General features: G+C 76.2%; 15 protein-coding genes. 10 read left to right on the forward strand and 5 right to left on the reverse strand.

The features are described 5' to 3' along the window. The first annotated feature begins 41 nt into the window (after positions 1–41). The 5 genes from recC to AC1C2V_RS07845 are packed head-to-tail and all read left to right on the forward strand — an operon-like array spanning position 42 to position 10936. On the forward strand, positions 42–3476 hold the full coding sequence (recC, locus tag AC1C2V_RS07825) for an exodeoxyribonuclease V subunit gamma (RefSeq protein WP_495389012.1): 3435 nt from the start codon (positions 42–44) through the stop codon (positions 3474–3476). Further along, complete coding sequence (locus AC1C2V_RS07830) at positions 3473–7060, forward strand: UvrD-helicase domain-containing protein (protein WP_495389013.1); 3588 nt, start codon at positions 3473–3475, stop codon at positions 7058–7060. The genes recC and AC1C2V_RS07830 overlap by 4 nt, the downstream gene beginning before the upstream one ends. Beyond that, positions 7057–9231, forward strand: coding sequence for an exodeoxyribonuclease V subunit alpha (gene recD / locus AC1C2V_RS07835; RefSeq protein ID WP_495389014.1), 2175 nt, complete (start codon positions 7057–7059; stop codon positions 9229–9231). The genes AC1C2V_RS07830 and recD overlap by 4 nt, the downstream gene beginning before the upstream one ends. Beyond that, complete coding sequence (locus tag AC1C2V_RS07840) at positions 9228–9836, forward strand: HAD family hydrolase (protein WP_495389015.1); 609 nt, start codon at positions 9228–9230, stop codon at positions 9834–9836. The genes recD and AC1C2V_RS07840 overlap by 4 nt, the downstream gene beginning before the upstream one ends. Positions 9837–9865: 29 nt before the next feature. After that, a complete protein-coding gene (locus AC1C2V_RS07845; RefSeq protein WP_495389141.1) occupies positions 9866–10936 on the forward strand; it encodes an LLM class flavin-dependent oxidoreductase in 1071 nt (356 codons plus the stop codon). A 13-nt stretch (positions 10937–10949) separates the two neighbouring features. Here the strand turns inward: AC1C2V_RS07845 and AC1C2V_RS07850 are convergent, their stop codons facing one another. Then, positions 10950–11756, reverse strand: coding sequence for a nucleotidyltransferase domain-containing protein (locus tag AC1C2V_RS07850; protein WP_495389016.1), 807 nt, complete (start codon positions 11754–11756; stop codon positions 10950–10952). Between the two features lie 48 nt (positions 11757–11804). On the opposite strand from AC1C2V_RS07850, the gene AC1C2V_RS07855 reads away from it, so the two are divergent. The 4 genes from AC1C2V_RS07855 to AC1C2V_RS07870 all read left to right on the forward strand — a co-directional run bounded on the left by AC1C2V_RS07855 (position 11805) and on the right by AC1C2V_RS07870 (position 14479). After that, entirely contained in the window at positions 11805–12263 is a 459-nt protein-coding gene (locus AC1C2V_RS07855; protein ID WP_495389017.1) for a PPOX class F420-dependent oxidoreductase, read from the forward strand. 53 nt (positions 12264–12316) lie between these two features. Further along, positions 12317–13054, forward strand: coding sequence for an MBL fold metallo-hydrolase (locus tag AC1C2V_RS07860; protein ID WP_495389142.1), 738 nt, complete (start codon positions 12317–12319; stop codon positions 13052–13054). 63 nt (positions 13055–13117) lie between these two features. Continuing rightward, positions 13118–14032, forward strand: coding sequence for an LLM class flavin-dependent oxidoreductase (locus AC1C2V_RS07865; RefSeq protein ID WP_495389018.1), 915 nt, complete (start codon positions 13118–13120; stop codon positions 14030–14032). Between the two features lie 60 nt (positions 14033–14092). Then, the gene (locus tag AC1C2V_RS07870) at positions 14093–14479 is read left to right on the forward strand and encodes a VOC family protein (RefSeq protein ID WP_495389019.1); all 387 of its coding nucleotides are present in this window, start codon (positions 14093–14095) and stop codon (positions 14477–14479) included. Positions 14480–14553: 74 nt separating this feature from the next. On the opposite strand, the gene AC1C2V_RS07875 is transcribed toward AC1C2V_RS07870, so the two are convergent. Genes AC1C2V_RS07875 through purS form a run of 3 tightly spaced genes read right to left on the reverse strand, consistent with a single transcriptional unit; the run spans position 14554 to position 16099 of the window. Next, positions 14554–15078 (reverse strand): GNAT family N-acetyltransferase, encoded by a 525-nt coding sequence (locus AC1C2V_RS07875; RefSeq protein ID WP_495389020.1) that lies wholly within the window; start codon positions 15076–15078, stop codon positions 14554–14556. After that, the gene (gene purQ, locus AC1C2V_RS07880; RefSeq protein ID WP_495389021.1) at positions 15075–15812 is read right to left on the reverse strand and encodes a phosphoribosylformylglycinamidine synthase subunit PurQ; all 738 of its coding nucleotides are present in this window, start codon (positions 15810–15812) and stop codon (positions 15075–15077) included. Before purQ ends, AC1C2V_RS07875 begins: the two co-directional genes overlap by 4 nt. Next, positions 15812–16099, reverse strand: coding sequence for a phosphoribosylformylglycinamidine synthase subunit PurS (gene purS / locus AC1C2V_RS07885; RefSeq protein ID WP_495389022.1), 288 nt, complete (start codon positions 16097–16099; stop codon positions 15812–15814). Before purS ends, purQ begins: the two co-directional genes overlap by 1 nt. 224 nt (positions 16100–16323) lie before the next feature. Between purS and AC1C2V_RS07890 the strand changes: the two genes are divergently transcribed. After that, complete coding sequence (locus AC1C2V_RS07890) at positions 16324–17211, forward strand: DUF4190 domain-containing protein (protein ID WP_495389023.1); 888 nt, start codon at positions 16324–16326, stop codon at positions 17209–17211. 26 nt (positions 17212–17237) lie between these two features. On the opposite strand, the gene AC1C2V_RS07895 is transcribed toward AC1C2V_RS07890, so the two are convergent. Then, positions 17238–18263 (reverse strand): phosphoribosylaminoimidazolesuccinocarboxamide synthase, encoded by a 1026-nt coding sequence (locus AC1C2V_RS07895; RefSeq protein WP_495389024.1) that lies wholly within the window; start codon positions 18261–18263, stop codon positions 17238–17240. Between the last annotated feature and the right edge of the window lie 44 nt (positions 18264–18307).

Below are 18307 nucleotides of genomic sequence, written 5' to 3' on the forward strand. Positions count from 1 at the left end.
CGCGGGTGTCCGTGTCGGCGCAGGCCCGTACCCTGGCCGACGTGCTGCACGTCCACCGATCCGAGCGCGCCGATGCGCTCGTCGCGCCCCTGGCCGACGTGCTCGCCGAGCCCCCCGAGGACCCGTTCACCCCCGACATCGTGGCTGTGCCCACGCGCGGGATCGAGCGGTGGCTGGCGCAGCGGCTGTCGCACCGCCTGGGCACCGGCGGCAGGCCGGACGACGGGTCGGGCGCGGGCGTGTGCGCCAACGTGGACTTCAGCTCCCCCGCCCGGCTGGTCGCGTCCGCGGTGACGGCGGTGACCGGCGTCGAGGCCGACGACGACCCCTGGCGTCGCGCCCGCCTCGTGTGGCCGGTGCTCGAGACGATCGACGCGTCGCTCGACGAGCCCTGGGCGGCCCTGCTCGCCCGGTACGTGGGGGCGGACGGCGACCCCGTGCGCCGGTCGCGGCGGATCGCCCTGGCGCAGCGCGTGGCCGGCCTCTTCGCCGGCTACGCCCAGCAGCGCCCCGGGCTCCTCACCGGCTGGCAGGACGGTGCCGACGAAGGGGCCGACGGCGCGCCCTTCCCCGCCGACCTGGAATGGCAGCCGCGGCTGTGGCGGCTCGTGCGGGCCCGGGTGGACGCCCCCGGCCCCGCCGAGGTGCTGGCCACGGCCGTCGCGACGCTCGCCGCCGACCCCTCCGCCGTCGACCTGCCCGCCCGGCTGTCCGTCTTCGGCCCGACGCGGCTGCCCGAGGACCAGCTGCGGGTGCTGCGCGCGCTCGCCCTGCACCGCGACGTCCACCTCTGGCTGCCGCACCCCTCGCCCGCCCTCTGGGAGACGGTCGCGGGCCTGCCCGCCCCCGGCGTCCGGCGCGACGACCTGCCGCCCGTCGCCCGCCATCCGCTGCTCGCGTCCACCGCGCGCGACGCCGTCGAGCTGCAGCTGCGGCTGTCGGGCGCGCTCGACGAACCGAACGAAGATGACGCGTCCCCCACGGTTGGCGTCACGTCCCACCCGGCTCCCACGCCGCCCGCCACGCTGCTCGGCGCGCTGCAGGCGGCCCTGCGCGACGACGACCCGGACGCGCCGCCGCGCCCTCTCACGCCGGAGGACCGCAGCGTCCAGGTGCACGCGTGCCACGGCCGCGCGCGGCAGGTCGAGGTGCTGCGCGAGGTGCTCACCGGGCTGTTCGCCGCCGACCCGACGCTGGAGCCCCGTGACGTCATCGTCATGTGCCCGGACGTCGAGTCGTTCGCCCCGCTCGTGACGGCCACGTTCGGCACCGTGCCCGACGGGGTCACGCAGGTGCACCCCGGCCAGCGGCTGCGCGTCAGCCTCGCCGACCGCGGGCCCGGCGTCGTCAACCCGGTGCTCGGCGTCCTGGCCACCCTGCTGCGCCTGGCCGACGGCCGCGTCACGGCGTCCGAGGTGCTCGACCTCGCCGCGAGCGAGCCCGTGCGGCGCCGCTTCCGGCTGTCGGACGACGACCTGGACCGGTGGCGCACCTGGGCCGTGGAGGTCGGCGTGCGCTGGGGCGAGGACGGGTCGCGGCGGGCGCGGTTCGGCATCGACCCGCGCGTGCGGCAGGGCACCTGGGACGCGGCCCTGGACCGCGTGCTGCTGGGCGTCGCGATGGCCGAGGAGGACTCGCGGTTCGTGGGCCCGGCGCTGCCGCTGGACGACGTGGGCTCCACCGACGTCGAGGTGGCGGGCCGGTTCGCGGAGCTCGTGTCCCGCCTGACGGGGCTGCTCGCCGACCTGGACGGCACGCACCCGCTGGAGCACTGGCTCGACACGCTCGACCGGGCCGTGACCCTGCTGACCGATCCCGCTCCTGACGACGCGTGGCAGACCGTGCAGGCCCGGCGGGTGCTGGGCGACGTCCGGGCTGCGGGCACGTCGGGCACCGGGCACGCGGGCTCCGCGCTGCGCCTCGAGGACGTCCGCGCCCTGCTCGCCGACCGGCTGGCCGGCCGGCCGACCCGCGCGGGCTTCCGCACCGGCGCGCTCACGGTGTGCTCGCTGGAGCCGATGCGCGCGGTGCCGCACCGGGTGGTCTGCCTGCTGGGGATGGAGGACGGCGCGTTCCCGCGCTCGGCCACCCCGGACGGCGACGACCTGCTGGCCCGCGACGCCCGCCTGGGCGAACGCGACCGGCGCAGCGAGGACCGGCAGATCTTCCTCGACGCGCTCACGGCGGCGCGCGAGCACCTCGTGGTGCTGCACTCCGGCGCCGACGAGCGCACCGGCGCGGCGCGGCCGCCGGCGGTGCCCGTCGCGGAGCTGCTCGATGCGCTCGACCGGCTCGGCACCACCGCGGTCGGCCGCCCGGCGCGCGAGCAGGTGGTGGTGCGGCACCCGCTGCAGGTGGTGGGCGAGCGCAACTTCGAGCCCGGCGCGCTGGGCGTCCCCGGGCCGTTCAGCTTCGACGCCGCCGCCTTCCGGGGCGCCCTGGCCGGGCGCGCGGAGCGTGCCGAACCGGGGCTGCTCGTCCCCGGCCCGCTGGACCTCCCGCCCGCGGGCGGCGGCGGCACCGAGGTCGACCTCGACGAGCTGGTGCGGCTGCTCGAGCACCCCGCGCGCTGGTTCGTCCGCACCACGCTCGGCGTGCTGCTCACGCAGGACGAGGACGAGGTCGACGACCGGCTGCCCCTGACCATGCCGCCGCTCGCGGCGTGGGGCGCCGGCGACCGCCTCCTGACCGCCGTGCTCGGCGGCACCGACCCCGCGCGCGCCTTCCAGGCCGAGTGGCGTCGGGGCCAGGCGCCGCCGCGCGAGCTCGGCCGCACCGCCCTGCGCGACGTCGTCGACCGGGTGCAGCCCGTGGAGGTGCTGGCGCGACAGGTCCGCACCGACCAGCCCGCGCGCGCCGTCGACGTGGCCGCCGCCCTGCCGTCCGGGGCCCTGGTCACCGGCACGGTGCCCGGCGTGCACGGCGGCCGGGTGGTCCGCGCGGAGTACTCGAAGCTGGGCCCCAAGCACCGGCTGCGCGCCTGGGTGCAGACGCTCGCGCTCGCGGCGTCGGGCGACGACGGCGGCCTCCCCGAGGGCCAGCGGTGGCACGCGGGCACGGTCGGTCGCGCACCGGGCCGCGGTGCCAAAGCGGCGTGGAGCCTGCTGCAGGCCCCCGACGCCGCCGAGGCCGCGAGCCTGCTCGACGACCTGGTCGCCCTGCGCGCGGAGGCGGCTCGGGCGCCGCTGCCCCTGCCGACCGAGGCCGCGCACGCGTACGCCGTCTCGCGCGCCGGCGGCACGGGCGATCCCGGCCAGGCGATCAGCGAGGCCCGGTACACGTGGAACGGCGGCTTCGAGAAGGCCGACCCGTACCACCTGCTGGTGTGGGGCGACGGCGCCACGCTCGACGCGATCGCCGGCACCCCGGACGACGACGACCGCCGGCGCTTCCCCGACGACCCCACCCGGCTGGGCGCGCTGGCACGGCGCGTCTGGGACCCGTTGCTGGCGCACGAGACGAAGGGCACATCATGACGGCGGCAGGCACGGGCACGGGGGCCTACGCGCAGGACGCCACCGACCGGCCCGTCTTCGACGTCTGCGGCCCGCTGCCCGAGGGCACCACGGTGCTCGAGGCGAGCGCGGGCACCGGCAAGACGTTCACGATCGCCGCGCTCGCGACGCGCTTCGTGGCCGAGGGCCGCGCGGAGCTGCGCGAGCTGATGCTCGTCACCTTCGGCCGCGCGGCGACGTCCGAGCTGCGCGACCGGGTGCGCGAGCGCCTGGTGAGCGCCGAACGGGCCCTGCGCGGGCCCGACCCGGCGTCCAGCTCCGACCCGGTGGTGGCCCTGCTCGCCGACGTCGACGCGGCCGAGCTGGACCGCCGCCGGGCGCGCCTCGCCGCCGCCCTCTCGCAGCTCGACGAGGCGACGATCACCACGACGCACGGCTTCTGCCAGCAGATGCTCACGTCGCTCGGCATCGCGGCCGACGTCGACCCCGCCGCCACCTTCGTGGCCGACGTCGCGGATCTCGTGCGCGAGGTCGCGGACGACCTGTACGTGCGGCGGTTCGCGGACGAGGCGCGCCCCGCGCTCACGCCGTCCATGGCCGCCGACCTGGGCCGGGCCGCGGTGAGCGACCACCAGGCCGACGTCGAGCCGGCCGAGCCGGACGGCGCGCCGCCGTCCACCCCGGGCGCGCTGCGCCGGGCCGTGGCCGCCGAGACGCGGGACGAGACGCTGCGGCGCAAGCGCGCCCAGCACCTCATGGACTACGACGACCTGCTCGTCATGCTGCGCGACGCCCTCGTCGACCCGGTGCACGGACCGACGGCCGCCGAGCGCGTGCGGTCCCGGTACCGCGTGGTGATGATCGACGAGTTCCAGGACACCGACCCGGTGCAGTGGGAGATCCTGCGCACCGCCTTCCACGGCCACCGCACGCTGGTGCTCATCGGCGACCCGAAGCAGGCGATCTACGCCTTCCGCGGCGCCGACGTGGTCGCATACCTCGACGCCCAGCAGGACGCCACCGCCGTCGCCACCCTCGGCACCAGCTGGCGCAGCGACGAACCCCTGCTCCGGGCGCTGGACACCGTGCTGGGCGGCGCGGCCCTCGGCGACGAGCGGATCGTCGTGCGCCCGGTCGACGCGGCGCACGCGGGCTCGCGGTTCGACGGCGGCGCGCCGCTGCGGCTGCGCCAGGTCACGCGCGGCGCGCTCGGGCTCTCCCCCGGCGAGACGCCGCCCGTGGGGTCGCCGCGCCAGCTCGTCGCCGCCGACGTCGCGGCGGACGTCGCGGCCCGGCTCGGCCGCGACCGGCTGCTGGCTGAGTTTTCCTCGCCGGTCGAAACCCCGCCGGTCGAGCCTGTCGAGACCACCGGGGGCACATGGCGCCCCCTCGAGACATGCGACGTCGCGGTGCTGACCCGCACGAACGCGCAGGCGGAGGCGGTGCGCTCGGCGCTCGTCGCACGCGGCGTGCCCGCCGTCGTGTCCGGCCTGTCCAGCGTGTTCGCCACGGAGTCGGCCCGGGACTGGCTGACGCTGCTCGCCGCGCTCGAGCAGCCGGGTGCCCACGGCCGGGCGGCGGCACTCGCGCTGACCCCGTTCGTCGGCTGGGACGCGGAACGCCTGGCCACGGCGGACGACGCCGCCCACGACACGCTCGCCGACACCGTGCGGCGCTGGGCGCGGCTGCTCGGCTCGCGCGGGGTGGCGGCCCTGCAGGAGGCCGTGACCCGCGACGGGCTGGCCGAGCGCCTGCTGCGCACCAGCACCGGGGAGCGGCGCCTCACCGACCTGCGGCACGTGGGCGAGGTGCTGCACATCGCGGCCGTGACCGAGGGCCTGGGCGCCTCGGCGCTCACGGCCTGGCTGCGCCGCCGCATCCGCGAGGCCGCCCAGGACTACGACGAGGAGCGCAGCCGCCGGCTGGAGACCGACGCCGCGGCCGTGCAGGTCGTCACCGTGCACGCCAGCAAGGGCCTGGAGTTCGGCGTCGTGTACGTGCCGTTCGCCTGGGACCGGTTCGAGCCCCGACAGCCGGAGGTGCTGCGGTTCCACACCGGCGACGGGCGCCGCATCCTGCACGTGGGCGGCCCCGGGTCATTCGGGTACGACGCGGCGCTGGAGCGGCACCGGGCGGAGGACGGCGGCGAGGACCTGCGCCTGCTGTACGTGGCGCTCACCCGCGCCCGTCACCAGGTGGTGGCGCACTGGGCGCCGTCCAAGGCGAACAGCGCCAAGGGGGCCCTGACCCGCGTCGCCCTGGGCGAGCGGACCCTGGGCGGCGAGCCCGCCCCGCATGCCTCGCAGCAGGCGATGCGCGACGACGCCGTCCGCGCGGCGCTCGGCGCGCTCGCCGGCCGCTCCGCAGGCACGATCGCGCTCGAGGAGGTGCCCGCACGGCCCTCGACGGCTCGGTGGCGCCCGCCCGCCGCGGAGCCGCCCGCGCTGGGCGTCGCCCACCTCGACCGGGTGCCGGACCAGACGTGGCGGCGCGCGTCGTACTCCGCCCTGACGGCGGCGGCGCACGACGCGCGTCACGCGGGCGGCTTCGCGGCGGCTCCCTCGGGCCCCGGGTCGCCGGCCGGCCCGGAGTCCGTCGGCGGCGTCGAGTCGGAGCCGGAGGGCGGCGGCATCCAGGACGAGCCGGCCGAGGCCGCGCCCACGGCCGTGCGCTCGGCCGGGTCGCACGACGCCACACCCGCCGACGCGCCCGGCGCCGATCTGCCGTCCCCGATGTCGGGCCTGCCCGCCGGCACCGGCTTCGGCACGCTCGTGCACGAGGTCCTCGAGTACGTCGACACCGCCGCCCCCGACCTCGACGCCGAGCTGCTCGCCCGCTGCGCGGCCGCCGCGACGTCGCGGGTGCCGGGCACCGACCCCGCCGAGCTCGCCGCCGCCCTGGGGGTGGTCGCACGCACGCCGATGGGGCCGCTCGCCGCCGGGCGCACCCTGGCGGACGTCGCGCCCGCCGACCGGCTCGCCGAGCTCGAGTTCGAGCTGCCGCTCGCCGGCGGCGACGGCGAAGCGCCGGGCGGCGCGACGTCGCGGGCCGCCACGTCACAGGGCGCGACCCTGGCCGACGTCGCCGCGCTGCTCGGCCGGTACCTCGCCGACGACGACCCGCTCGCGGGATACCCGGCCGCGCTCGCCGAGCTCGCCGCGGCCGACCCCACCGACCGACGCCTGCGCGGGTACCTGACCGGGTCGATCGACGTGGTGCTGAGGGTGCCCGGCGACCACACCCGCGACGGCGAGCCCCGCTTCCTCGTCGTGGACTACAAGACCAACCGGCTCGGCGTCCCCGACACCCCGCTCACCGCGCACGACTACCGCCCCGAGGCCACCGTCGACGCAATGCTGCACGCGCACTACCCGCTGCAGCTCCTGCTCTACCTGGTCGCTCTGCACCGGTACCTCACCTGGCGCCTGCCCGGCTACGACCCCGACGTGCACCTCGGCGGCGGGCTCTACCTGTTCGTGCGCGGCATGTGCGGGCCCGCCACACCCACCGGGCCCGACGGCACGCCGTACGGCGTCGTGGCCTGGGCCCCGCCGAGCGGACTGGTGCCTGGCCTGTCAAACCTGCTGGACGGAGGCGACGTATGACGGCCGCACCGAACCCGTCGGTCGAGCCACCCCGTCCGCCGGTCGAGCCACCCCGTCCGCCGGTCGAGCCACCCCGTCCGCCGGTCGAGCCACCCCGTCCGCCGGTCGAGCCACTCCGTCCGCCGGTCGAGCCACTCCGTCCGCCGGTCGAGCCTGTCGAGACCACGAACCGGGTTTCGACGGGCTCAACCATCGACGTCGTCGACGGCGACGTCCGCGCGGCCGTCGACGCCCCGGGCCTGCTGCGGGAGTTCAACGCCGCCGGCCTGGTCGCCGCGACGGACGTGCACGTCGCGACCCGGCTCGGCCGGCTCACCGGCGAGGACGACCCGACGGTGCTGCTCGCGGTCGCGCTCGCCGTCCGGGCGCTGCGGGGCGGGTCGGTGTGCGTGCGCCTCGACGACGCCGATGAGCTCGCGGCGCTCTCGCTCCCCGAGGACGCGGACCGCGGCGACCTCCTCGCGGACGGCGCCGCCCCGGCCGCTCCCCCGCCGTGGCCCGAGCACGCGGCCTGGGTGCGGGTGATCGAGGCCAGCCCGCTCGTGGCCCCCGGCACCGGAGAGCCGGCCGACCGCCCCGCCCGCTGGGTCGGGGGCCGGCTCTACCTCGACCGCTACTGGCGGGACGAGCTCACGGTGCGGCACCTGGTCGACGCGCGGCTCGCCGCCGCGCCGTTCGAGCCGGACGGTGCCCGGCTCGACGCCGCGCTCCTCCGCCTCTTCCCCACCGCCGACGACGCGCGCCAGCGCCTCGCCGCCGAGCACGCCGCCGTCCGGCGGCTGACCGTCCTCACCGGCGGGCCCGGCACGGGCAAGACCACGACCGTGGCCCGGCTCCTCGCCGTCCTGCAGGACGTCGGCGGACACGACGCGGACCGGGCCACCGGCGCGCCGGGCCTGCGCGTGGCTCTCGCCGCGCCCACCGGCAAGGCGGCCGCCCGCCTGCAGGAGGCGGTACGCGACGTCGTCGACGGCCTCGACCCGGACGACCGCGCGCGCACCGGCCGGCCCCAGGCCACCACGGTGCACCGGCTCCTCGGCTACCGCAGCGCCACGCGGTTCCGGCACCACGCGGGCCACCACCTGCCGCACGACGTCGTCGTCGTGGACGAGACCTCGATGGTGCCGTTGTCCCTCATGGCGCGGCTGCTGGAGGCGCTGCGCCCGGACGCGCGCCTCGTGCTGGTGGGCGACCCCGACCAGCTCGCCTCAGTCGAGGCCGGCGCGGTGCTCGGCGACCTGGTCGCCCGCCCGCCGGTCGCGCCCGCCCCCGCCCGGGTCGGCGGCCGCGGCACCACCGACGCCGCCGGCCTGACGGGCGACGAGCCCGCCGGGCTCGGCAACGGGGTGGTGCGGCTCGTGACCGTGCACCGCCAGGGCGAGGACTCCGCGATCCTGCCGCTCGCGGCCGCGATCCGGGACGGGGACGCCGACGCCGTGCTCGACGTCCTGCGCGCGGGCACGGGCGGCGTCGAGCTCGTGGAGGCCGACACCGAACGGCTCGACGAGGGCGCGGTACGCGACCTGCGCGACGACGCGATCGACGCGGGCCGCAGCCTCGTCGCCGCGGCCCGCGCGGGCGACGCTGCCGGCGCGCTGGAGGCGCTCTCCCGCCACCGGGTGATGGTGGCGCACCGGCGCGGCCCGGTCGGTGTGGCCCGCTGGGCGGCGCAGGTCGAGTCGTGGGTCGAGGAGGCCACCGCCGACGGGACCACCCTGGGCACCCCGTGGGTCGTGGGCCGGCCCCTGCTCGTCACCAGCAACGACGCGGAGGTGGGCCTGTACAACGGCGACACCGGCGTCCTCGTCGCCGAGGGGGACCCCGATGCGGCTGAGGACGGCGCCGGCGCGGTCGTGGCAGTGTTCGGCGACCCGCGCGCCCCGCTGCGGGTACGCACCCACCGGCTGCCCCCGGTCGAGACGGTGCATGCCATGACCGTGCACCGGGCCCAGGGCAGCCAGTTCCGGCGGGTGTCGCTGATCCTGCCCCCGGAGAGCTCGCCCCTGCTCACCCGCGAGCTCCTGTACACGGCGGTGACCCGCGCCCAGGAGCACGTGCGCGTCGTGGCGAGCGCCGCCGCCGTCCGGGCCGCCGTCGCGCACCCTGTGCGCCGCGCGAGCGGGCTGCGCGAGCCGCTGCCCGCCGCGAGCGGGGAGGCCACGCACCGATGACCGCGCCGACCCTGATGGTGGACGTCGACGGCGTCGTCGTGCGCCGGGACGACGACCGCCCCTGGCAGGCCGACCTGCGCGCCGACCTGGGGATCGACCCGGACGAGCTCGACCGGCAGTTCTTCCGGGTGCACTTCGACGACGTGGCCGCCGGCCGCGCGGACCTGTTCGACCGGCTCGACGCCGTCCTCCCGCAGCTCGGCGGCGCCTCGTCGCGGGCCCTGGTCGACTACTGGTTCGCGCAGGACGCCACGCTCGACGGCGTGCTGCTCGCCGACCTCGCGGAGGCCCGGGCGCGAGGGATCGACGCGCACCTCGCGACCGTGCAGGAGCACCATCGGGCCCGCTACCTGTGGGAGTCGCTGCGGCTGCGCGACCGGTTCACCGCGATCCACTACTCGGCCGACGTCGGGTACCGCAAGGGCGACCTCGACTTCTACCGGGTCGTCGAGTCGCGGACCGGGCGGCGCCCGGAGGAGCACTGCCTGATCGACGACCGACAGGGCAACGTCGAGACGGCCCGGCGGGCCGGCTGGCGCGCGTTCCTGTGGACCCCGGAGTCGCGCCTGGCGGACGTCCTCGCCGGCCCGCCGCCGACGGAATAGCGCCCAGGGATCCGGGGTTGACCAGAGCGATGAACTCCGACCTCGCACCGCAGCCCACATCCCCGCGCCTGTCCGTCCTCGACCTCGTGCCGGTCCGCACCGGGCAGAGCAGCCCCCAGGCGCTCGCCGCGTCGCTGGCGCTGGCGCGCCGCGCGGACGAGCTGGGCTTCGAGCGGTACTGGTTCGCCGAGCACCACAACATGGCCGCCGTGGCGGCGTCGACCCCGCCGGTGATGATCGCGGCGGCCGCCGCCGTCACGCAGCGGATCCGCGTGGGCTCCGGCGGCGTCATGCTGCCGAACCACGCGCCGCTCGTCGTCGCCGAGCAGTTCGCCGCGCTCGAGGCGCTCGCCCCCGGGCGGGTCGACCTCGGCATCGGCCGCGCGCCCGGCTCCGACCCGGTGGTCACCGCGCTGCTGCGCCAGTCCGGCCCGACGTCGGACGTCGAGCGGTTCCCGCAGCACGTGCGCGACATCCTGGCGCTCATGAGCCCCGACGGCGCGTCGCTGCGCCTCGGCGACGGCAACCTCTACGAGGTGCACGCGACCCCCGCGGCGGACGGCTCCCCGACCGTCTGGCTGCTCGGGTCGAGCGACTACTCGGCCCGGCTCGCCGCCGAGCTCGGGCTGCCGTACGTCTTCGCGAACCACTTCTCCGGCGCGGGCGTCGACCAGGTGCTCGCCCTGTACCGCGACGGCTACCAGCCCAGCGCCGCCCACCCGGAGCCGCAGACCTTCCTCACCGCGAACGTCGTCGTCGCCCCCACCGCCGACGAGGCCCACGAGCGCGCGCTCCCCCAGCTGCGCTCGATGGCGCGACTGCGCACGGGCAAGCCGATGGGCCGGGCTGAGACGGTCGAGGAGGCGCTCGCCGCCCCGCTGGACGGCATGGCGCAGCAGATCATCGAGGACATGCGCTCGCGCTGGATCATCGGCGAGCCGCACCAGGCCGCGGCGCAGCTGCGCGACCTCGCCACCCGGCACGGCGTGGACGAGGTCATGACGGTGCCCGTCGCCGGCTCCTACGCCGCCGAGCCGCTCGACGCCACGCCCGGCCGCGTCCAGACCCTCGAGCTGCTCGCCGCCGCTCTCGCCTCCTGACTGCGGGGGCCGCCTACGCGGACCCGACCGCGATCCCCGCGACCTCGGCCCGGAAGACCTCATCGGCGCGGGCCCGCGACTCGTCCGCGCTGCGCGTGGACGGCAGCTCGTCGAATGCCGCGGCGCGGTCGAGCTCCTCGATGACGAACCGCTCGAGCACGGCGGGCGGCGTCCCGGCGCCGAGCTCCCGGGTCACGGCCTTCGCGGCGACGACGTCGCCGACGGCGGCACGGACGTCGTCTGGCACCGAGCTGTCAGCGACCAGCGTGGGCAGGTCCATCGGCGGCGTGACGGCGCCCGGGTGGTCCGCCAACCAGCGCAGCGCGACCGCCGGGCGCAGGGCGTAGAGGAACTTCTTGAGGGACGGGCCGGCGACCCGCTGCTGTCGCGCGACGTGGAGGTAGTGGCGTCCGACCGCCCCGCGGTCCACCACCTCGTCGGCCAGCGCCAGCAGCCGGTCGCGGAAGCCCACCTCGCCGCGATAGACGATCGGCGAGCGCAGCCACTCGACGGCGGTGACGTTGCCCTTGACGAGCAGGCGCACCGCCTTGGCGAGATCCCACCCGTTGACGTCGAAGACCGCGTCGAGCGGCGTCTCGATCACGTCCCGCCCGGGCCAGAGCGACAGGTACTGCCCCGGGGCACGCACGTAGACGAACCGGCAGTCGTAGTCGCTGTCCGGCGAAGGGAAGCCCCAGGCTCTGCTGCCGGACTCGATCGCCCACGCGACGCGGACGTCGTCCTCCGCTTCGACGCTCGCGAGTCGCGCGTCGATCTCCTGGACGACCACGGGGTCCAAGTCAGGTGGGATCGCTCGCACCGACCCAGCCTAGGGTCCGGCGCAGGCACCGGTGGCAGAATGACCCGCATGTCACGGACGGGCGACGACGTGGACGCCGGCTTCGACGACGACGAGGCGGCCTACTTCCGGTCGGCTTCGCTGGCACGGATGGCGACCCTGGGGCCGGACGCGCAGCCGGACGTGGTCCCGGTGGCCTGCGAGTTCGACGGCGCCGACTTCTGGGTCGGCGGCGGCGAGACCATGCTGCGGACGCGCAAGGTCCGCAACGTCGCGGCCGGTCGTCGCCGCGTGGCACTCGTCTTCGACGACCTGCCGTCGTTCGACCCCTTCGTGGCGCGGGGCATCCGCGTCTACGGCGTCGCCGACGATCCGGTCGAGCGCGTGGGGATCACCGGCCCGGGCTGGTTCGTCCGGGTCCACCCGACGGAGTCGTGGAGCTGGAACCTGGCCGGCGAACCCGTGGGCGACACGTGGTTTCCCGCGCGACACCACGTTCACGGCGGGCAGGACGACGCCCGGTCGTGACGACGAGCCCCGCTCCCCACGTCACCGTCGTCCGCGCGGACAACCCCGGCCCGATGACGCTCGACGGCACCCGTTCGTACGTGCTGCGCGCGCCGGGCTCGCCGTCCTGCGTGGTCGTGGACCCGGGGCCGGACGACGAGCGTCACCTCGCCACGCTCGCCGCGGAGAGCCCCGTCGAGCTGGTGCTGATCACCCACCGCCACGCCGACCACACCGCCGGGTCGGCGCGGCTGCGCGAGCTCACCGGCGCCCCCGTGCGCGCCGCGGACCCGGCGCACTGCCACGGCGGCGCGCCGCTGCGCGACGGCGAACGGATCGACGCCGGCGGCGTGCGGGTCGAGGTGCTCGCCACCCCGGGGCACACGGCCGACTCGGTGTCGTTCGTCGTGACGACGCTGAGCGACGACGGCAAGGACGGTGCGGACGACCCGGTGGTGCTCACGGGGGACACCGTGCTGGGTCGCGGCACCACGGTCATCGCCGCGCCGGACGGGTCGCTGCGCGACTACTTCGCCAGCCTCGACGTGCTGGAGCGCGTGGGCGACGGGCGACCCGGCCTGCCGGCGCACGGGCCCGCCCTCGACGACCTCGGCGAGGCGGTGCGCGCATACCGGCGGCACCGGCACGAGCGGCTGGCGCAGGTGGAGGCCGCGCTGCGCGAGCTCGGCGCCGACGCCGACGCGGACGCCGTCGTCGTGCGCGTCTACGCCGACGTCGACCCGTCCGTGCTGGGCGCGGCGCGGCAGTCGGTGGCAGCGCAGCTCGCGTACCTGCGCGACGAGCGCACCTGACGGGTCCAAACAGACCACGGCAGGCCCCTGTCGCGTGTCGGTGTCACACGGCACGATGGCGGGATGACGGTCACCGCTGCCCCTCGCCCGGACGCCCGGCCAGCTCCTGTACGGCTGGGCGTCGCGTTCGCCCCGACCCAGGCCCCGGAGACCCTGCGCTCCCTCGCCACGTCCGTCGAGGCCGCCGGCCTCGACGACCTGTGGGTGTGGGAGGACTGCTTCAAGCAGAGCGGGCTGGCCTCCGCCAGCGCGGCGCTCGCCTGGACGGACCGCATCCGCGTGGGGCTCGGGCTGATGCCCGCCCCGCTGCGCAGCACCGCGATCACCGCGATGGAGCTCGCCACCGTGGCGCGCCTGTTCCCCGGCCGATTCGTGCCCGCGGTGGGGCACGGCGTGCAGGAGTGGATGGGACAGGCGGGCGTGCGGGTGGACTCCCCGCTCACCCTGCTGCGCGAGCACACGGAGGCGCTGCACAGCCTGCTCGCCGGCGAGGAGGTGACGAGGTCGGGCCGCTACGTCCAGCTCGACGGCGTCCGCCTGGAGTGGCCGGCGCCCGACGTCCCGATCGTGCTGGGCGGCGTGGGCCCGCGCTCCCTCGCCCTGGCGGGCGAGCTCGGCGACGGCGTGATCCTCGCGAACGCGCTCACCCCCGACGACGTCCGCGCGGCGGCCGAGACGGCCGGGGCGGCGGCGCAGCAGGCCGGTTGGCCCCCTCCGAACGTGTACGCCACGCTCATCGCGGCCACCGGGCCGGGCGCGCAGGAGCGTCTGGACGCCGAGCTGCCGCTGTGGGGCGCCGAGCCCGGGCGCGGCATCGGCGCCGCCGGTGACGCCCGCGCGATCGCGGACGCCGTCCTGCGCCTCGCCGCCGCCGGGGCGAGCTCGGTCGCGATCCAGCCGACCGCCGACGAGCCCGACCTGGCCGGATTCGTCGAGCTGCTCGGGCGCGAGGTGCGGCCGCTGCTCGGCCAGGCCTGACGACGGACCCAGAACGACCGAGGAACCACCGAGGAACCACCGAGGAACGAGGAGCGCAGCATGGACTGGAAGATCGAGCTGATCCACGTGCCGGTCAGCGACGTGGACCGCGCCAAGGAGTTCTACGAGCGGGTCGGCTTCCATCCCGACCACGACCAGCAGGTCAACGACGAGCTGCGGTTCGTGCAGATGACGCCGCCCGGCTCCGCGTGCTCCATCGCGTTCGGCACGGGCCTCGACGGCACCTTGGAGCCCGGCCGGCAGGACACCATCCAGGTGGTGGTGCCCGACGCGGACGAGGCGCTGGCCCACCTGCGCGACGTCGGCGTCGAGGCCCGCGGCGTGGACGAGCAGCCCTGGGGCCGGTTCGTCACGTTCGACGACCCGGACGGCAACTCCTGGACGCTGCAGCAGCTGCCGGCGTGGTCCGCTGCCAACGCCGGTTGAGCTTGTCGAAACCGCTCGGTTGAGCCTGTCGAAACCCGGAGCTGGGTTTCGACAAGCTCAACCAGCGGACACGGTCAGAGCCGCTTGCCGTAGCAGCGCTGCTGCTCGAAGGCGGCGTGGTCGCCGAACTTCTCGATCGGCTCGTAGCCGATCGCCTCGTACAGGGCGATCGCCTCGGGCTGCGCCGTGCCGGTCTCCAGCACGAAGCGGCGGAATCCGACCTGGCGTGCCGCACGCTCCAGCTCGGCCATCAGGCGCCGGGCCACGCCGCGCCCGCGGACGTCCGGGTCCACGTACACGCGCTTGACCTCGCCGGTGGCCGCGGGGTGTGTGGTGCCGCGCCCCCGGAGGTCGTCCGTGCCGGAGACGTCGCGCACCGCGGCGGTCCCCACGGGCTCGCCCGCCAGCCGCGCGACGAGCGCGACGACGATGGTGCGCGGGTCGATCGCCGGCGCCGGGTCGTCCTCGCCGTACCGCACCGTCATCTCGGCCTCCTGGGCCGCACGCAGGGCGACGGCCGCCGGGTGCTCCCAGTCGACGGCCTCGATCACCAGCTCGTCGGGACCGGCGGTCGCGGCCACGGCGGTGGTGGCGGTCATGCCCGGACGAGCGACGCCAGGACGGACGTGAAGAAGCCCAGGCCGTCGGTGCCGGTGCGCGGACCGCCCTGTCCGTCCGGGCCGAACCCGGGCTCGACGGCGTGCTCGGGGTGCGGCATCAGGCCGACCACGTTACCGCGCGCGTTGCTGATGCCGGCGATGTCACGACGCGAGCCGTTCGGGTTCCAGCCCAGGTAGCGGAACACCACGCGGCCCTCGCCCTCGAGCTCGTCGAGGGTGTGCTCATCGGCCATGAACTGGCCGTCCTGGTTCTTCAGCGGGATCGTGATGTGCTGGCCACGCTCGTACCGGTTGGTCCACGCGGTCGCGGTGTTCTCGACCGACAGCACCTGCTCACGGCACACGAAGTGCAGGTGGTCGTTCTTGACCATCGAGCCGGGCAGCAGGTGCGCCTCGGTCAGCACCTGGAAGCCGTTGCAGATGCCCAGCACCGGCATGCCGCCCTTGGCCGCGTCGACGACGGCGTCCATCGCGGGGGCGAAGCGCGAGATCGCGCCGGCGCGCAGGTAGTCGCCGTAGGAGAACCCGCCGGGCAGCACCACCGCGTCGACGCCGTGCAGGTCGCCGTCGGCGTGCCAGAGGGAGACGGGCTCCCCGCCGGCGAGGCGCACCGCGCGCGAGGCGTCGCGGTCGTCCAGCGTGCCGGGGAAGGTGACGACGCCGATCCGCGCGGCGCCCAGCGTGGTCGACGGGGAGGGCGTCGCCGCGGTCATCAGGCCACACCCTCGGCGGTGACGGTGCCGGCCGCGTCGGTGGCCGCGTCCGCGACCCGCACGACGTCCTCGATGACCGGGTTGGACAGCAGCGTCTCGGCGGCCTGCTGCGCCGCGGCGAGCACCTCCGCCGTCACCTCGCCCTCGACCTCGAGCTCGAACCGCTTGCCCTGGCGCACCCCGCTGAACTGCGTGAAGCCGAGGCGGGGCAGCGCTCCGACGACCGCCTTGCCCTGGGGGTCCAGGATCTCGGGCTTGGGCATGACCTCGACGACGACGCGTCCCACGGGGTGCTCCTTGGATCGTGACCGGGCGGTCAGGGTGGCCGGCGCTCCGGGGTCCCGGCACGGGGACGTCCGACCGGGACGCACGCACGTGGCGAGCGGGAGCACGACGGCGGGATTCCGCAACGAGTCTACCTTCGGCGCGATAGCCTCTGGACGCCGTTCAGCACCGCGAGCATTCCGGGCCGCTGACCTGCGCACACACGACAACACGACGACGAGGAAGTATGTCTGCACCGACTCCGCCCCCGGGCGACAGCGCACCCGACCCGTACTCCGCCCCCGACCCGAACCGCCCGGCGTCGGCCGAGCCGGCGACACCGTCTCCGACGGCCCCCGCGCCGCCCGCGGTTCCCTCCCCTGCGCCCTACACCCAGCAGGCGCCCTACGGCCAGGAATCGCCCTACGGCCAGGAATCGCCCTACGGCCAGCAGGCGCCCTACGGCCAGCCGGCGCCCTACGGCCAGCAGCCTCCCTACGGCCAGGGCGCGCCCGGCACCGACGGGTTCTCGATCACCGCACTGGTCACCGGGATCCTCTGGCTCAGCCCGTTCGCGATCGGGTTCGGTATCGCCGGCCTGCGCCGCACCCGGCGCACGGGGCGCTCCGGCCGCGGCCTGGCGATCGCGGGCATCGTGCTGGGCGCGCTGGGCCTGGTGGCCTGGCTGCTGTTCATCGGGCTGGTCGTGCTGGCGGTGAACAGCGACGAGTTCCAGGACGGCTTCCAGGAGAGCTACGACGAGGCGTACTCGGCGCAGACCGGCGCGAACCTGGCCGTCGGCGACTGCTTCGAGCCGCCCGCTGACGTGACCGAGCTCGAGGACGTCGTGACGCAGACCTGCGCGACCGCCCACGGCGCCGAGCTGGTGGGCGTGCACGACATGACGGACGCGGAGTTCCCCGGCACCGACTCCGTCGAGACCTCCGCCGCCGACGTCTGCTACGACCAGTTCGCCGACTACGTGGGCACGGACTACGACTCGTCCAGCCTCGACATGGTCTACCTGTACCCCACCGAGGCGTCCTGGGGGTTCGGGGACCGGCTGGTGCTCTGCTGGGCTGAGACGTCGGACGGCGTACCGCTCGAGGGCAGCGTCGCCGGCAGCGGCCTGTAGCCGCGTGCCGGCACCGCGGGGGCGCCTCAGCGCAGTGGCGCCCCCGTCAGCCGCTCGTACGCCTCGAGGTACCGGTCGCGGGTGCGCTCGACGACGTCGGCCGGGAGAGCGGGCGCCGGGGCGTCGCCCGACCGGTCCCAGCCCGACTCCGGCGAGGTGAGCCAGTCGCGCACGAACTGCTTGTCGAAGCTCGGCTGGGTGCGGCCCGGCTCCCACCCGTCGGCGGGCCAGAACCGCGACGAGTCGGGGGTGAGCACCTCGTCGCCCAGCAGGATCCGGGGTCCACGGGAGTCCCCGGAGCGGAGCGAGGAGACTCCGGGGGTGGAGGTGGCTCCCGTGGCCGGGTCGAGGCCGAACTCCAGCTTGGTGTCCGCCAGGATGAGGCCGCACTCGAGCGCGATCTCCTCGGCCCGGGCGTAGACGGCGAGGGTGAGGTCGCGCAGGCGCGCGGCATCCGCGTCCCCGATCCGGCGCGCGACCTCCTCGAACGGCACGTTCTCGTCGTGCTCGCCCACCTCGGCCTTGGTTGCCGGCGTGAAGATCGGCGCCGGCAGGCGCGAGCCGTCGACGAGTCCGTCCGGCAGCGGGATGCCCGTGACCTCTCCCGACGCGCGGTACTCCGCGAGCGCGGAGCCGGTCAGGTAGCCGCGGGCCACGCACTCGACGGGGAACATCTCGAGGCGGCGGCAGATCATCGCGCGCCCGGCGACGACATCGGGCACCAGCCCGTCGCCCGGCTCGGCGCTCGCCTCGGTGGACACCACGTGGTTGTCCACGACGTCGGCGAGCTGCTCGAACCACCACAGGCTGAGCTGCGTCAGCACCACGCCCTTGTCCGGGATGCCAGGCGCCAGCAGGTGGTCGTAGGCGGAGATCCGGTCCGAGGCGACGACGAGCACGACGTCGCCCAGCGGGTGCACCCCGCCCATGGCGGGCAGGTCCGGCTCGTACAGGTCGCGGACCTTGCCGGAATAGACGTGCCGCCACCCCGGCAGGTCGAGCGGTCCCCCGGCGAAGGCGTCGGGCTGGTCGGCGTCGCGCGTCTCAGTCACGGCGCCCAGTCTTCCACCCCTTGGCGGCGGGAAACGGCGCACCT

Source organism: Isoptericola sp. Y541 (assembly GCF_059445465.1).

Excerpts from the sequence above, each read along its gene's own strand:
- AC1C2V_RS07830 (WP_495389013.1), top strand. The coding sequence starts at position 3,473 with ATGACGGCGGCAGGCACGGGCACGGGGGCCTACGCGCAGGACGCCACC.
- recD (WP_495389014.1), top strand. The coding sequence starts at position 7,057 with ATGACGGCCGCACCGAACCCGTCGGTCGAGCCACCCCGTCCGCCGGTC.
- AC1C2V_RS07840 (WP_495389015.1), top strand. The coding sequence starts at position 9,228 with ATGACCGCGCCGACCCTGATGGTGGACGTCGACGGCGTCGTCGTGCGC.
- AC1C2V_RS07845 (WP_495389141.1), top strand. The coding sequence starts at position 9,866 with ATGAACTCCGACCTCGCACCGCAGCCCACATCCCCGCGCCTGTCCGTC.
- AC1C2V_RS07855 (WP_495389017.1), top strand. The coding sequence starts at position 11,805 with ATGTCACGGACGGGCGACGACGTGGACGCCGGCTTCGACGACGACGAG.
- AC1C2V_RS07860 (WP_495389142.1), top strand. The coding sequence starts at position 12,317 with ATGACGCTCGACGGCACCCGTTCGTACGTGCTGCGCGCGCCGGGCTCG.
- AC1C2V_RS07865 (WP_495389018.1), top strand. The coding sequence starts at position 13,118 with ATGACGGTCACCGCTGCCCCTCGCCCGGACGCCCGGCCAGCTCCTGTA.
- AC1C2V_RS07870 (WP_495389019.1), top strand. The coding sequence starts at position 14,093 with ATGGACTGGAAGATCGAGCTGATCCACGTGCCGGTCAGCGACGTGGAC.
- AC1C2V_RS07875 (WP_495389020.1), bottom strand. The coding sequence starts at position 15,078 with ATGACCGCCACCACCGCCGTGGCCGCGACCGCCGGTCCCGACGAGCTG.
- purQ (WP_495389021.1), bottom strand. The coding sequence starts at position 15,812 with ATGACCGCGGCGACGCCCTCCCCGTCGACCACGCTGGGCGCCGCGCGG.
- AC1C2V_RS07890 (WP_495389023.1), top strand. The coding sequence starts at position 16,324 with ATGTCTGCACCGACTCCGCCCCCGGGCGACAGCGCACCCGACCCGTAC.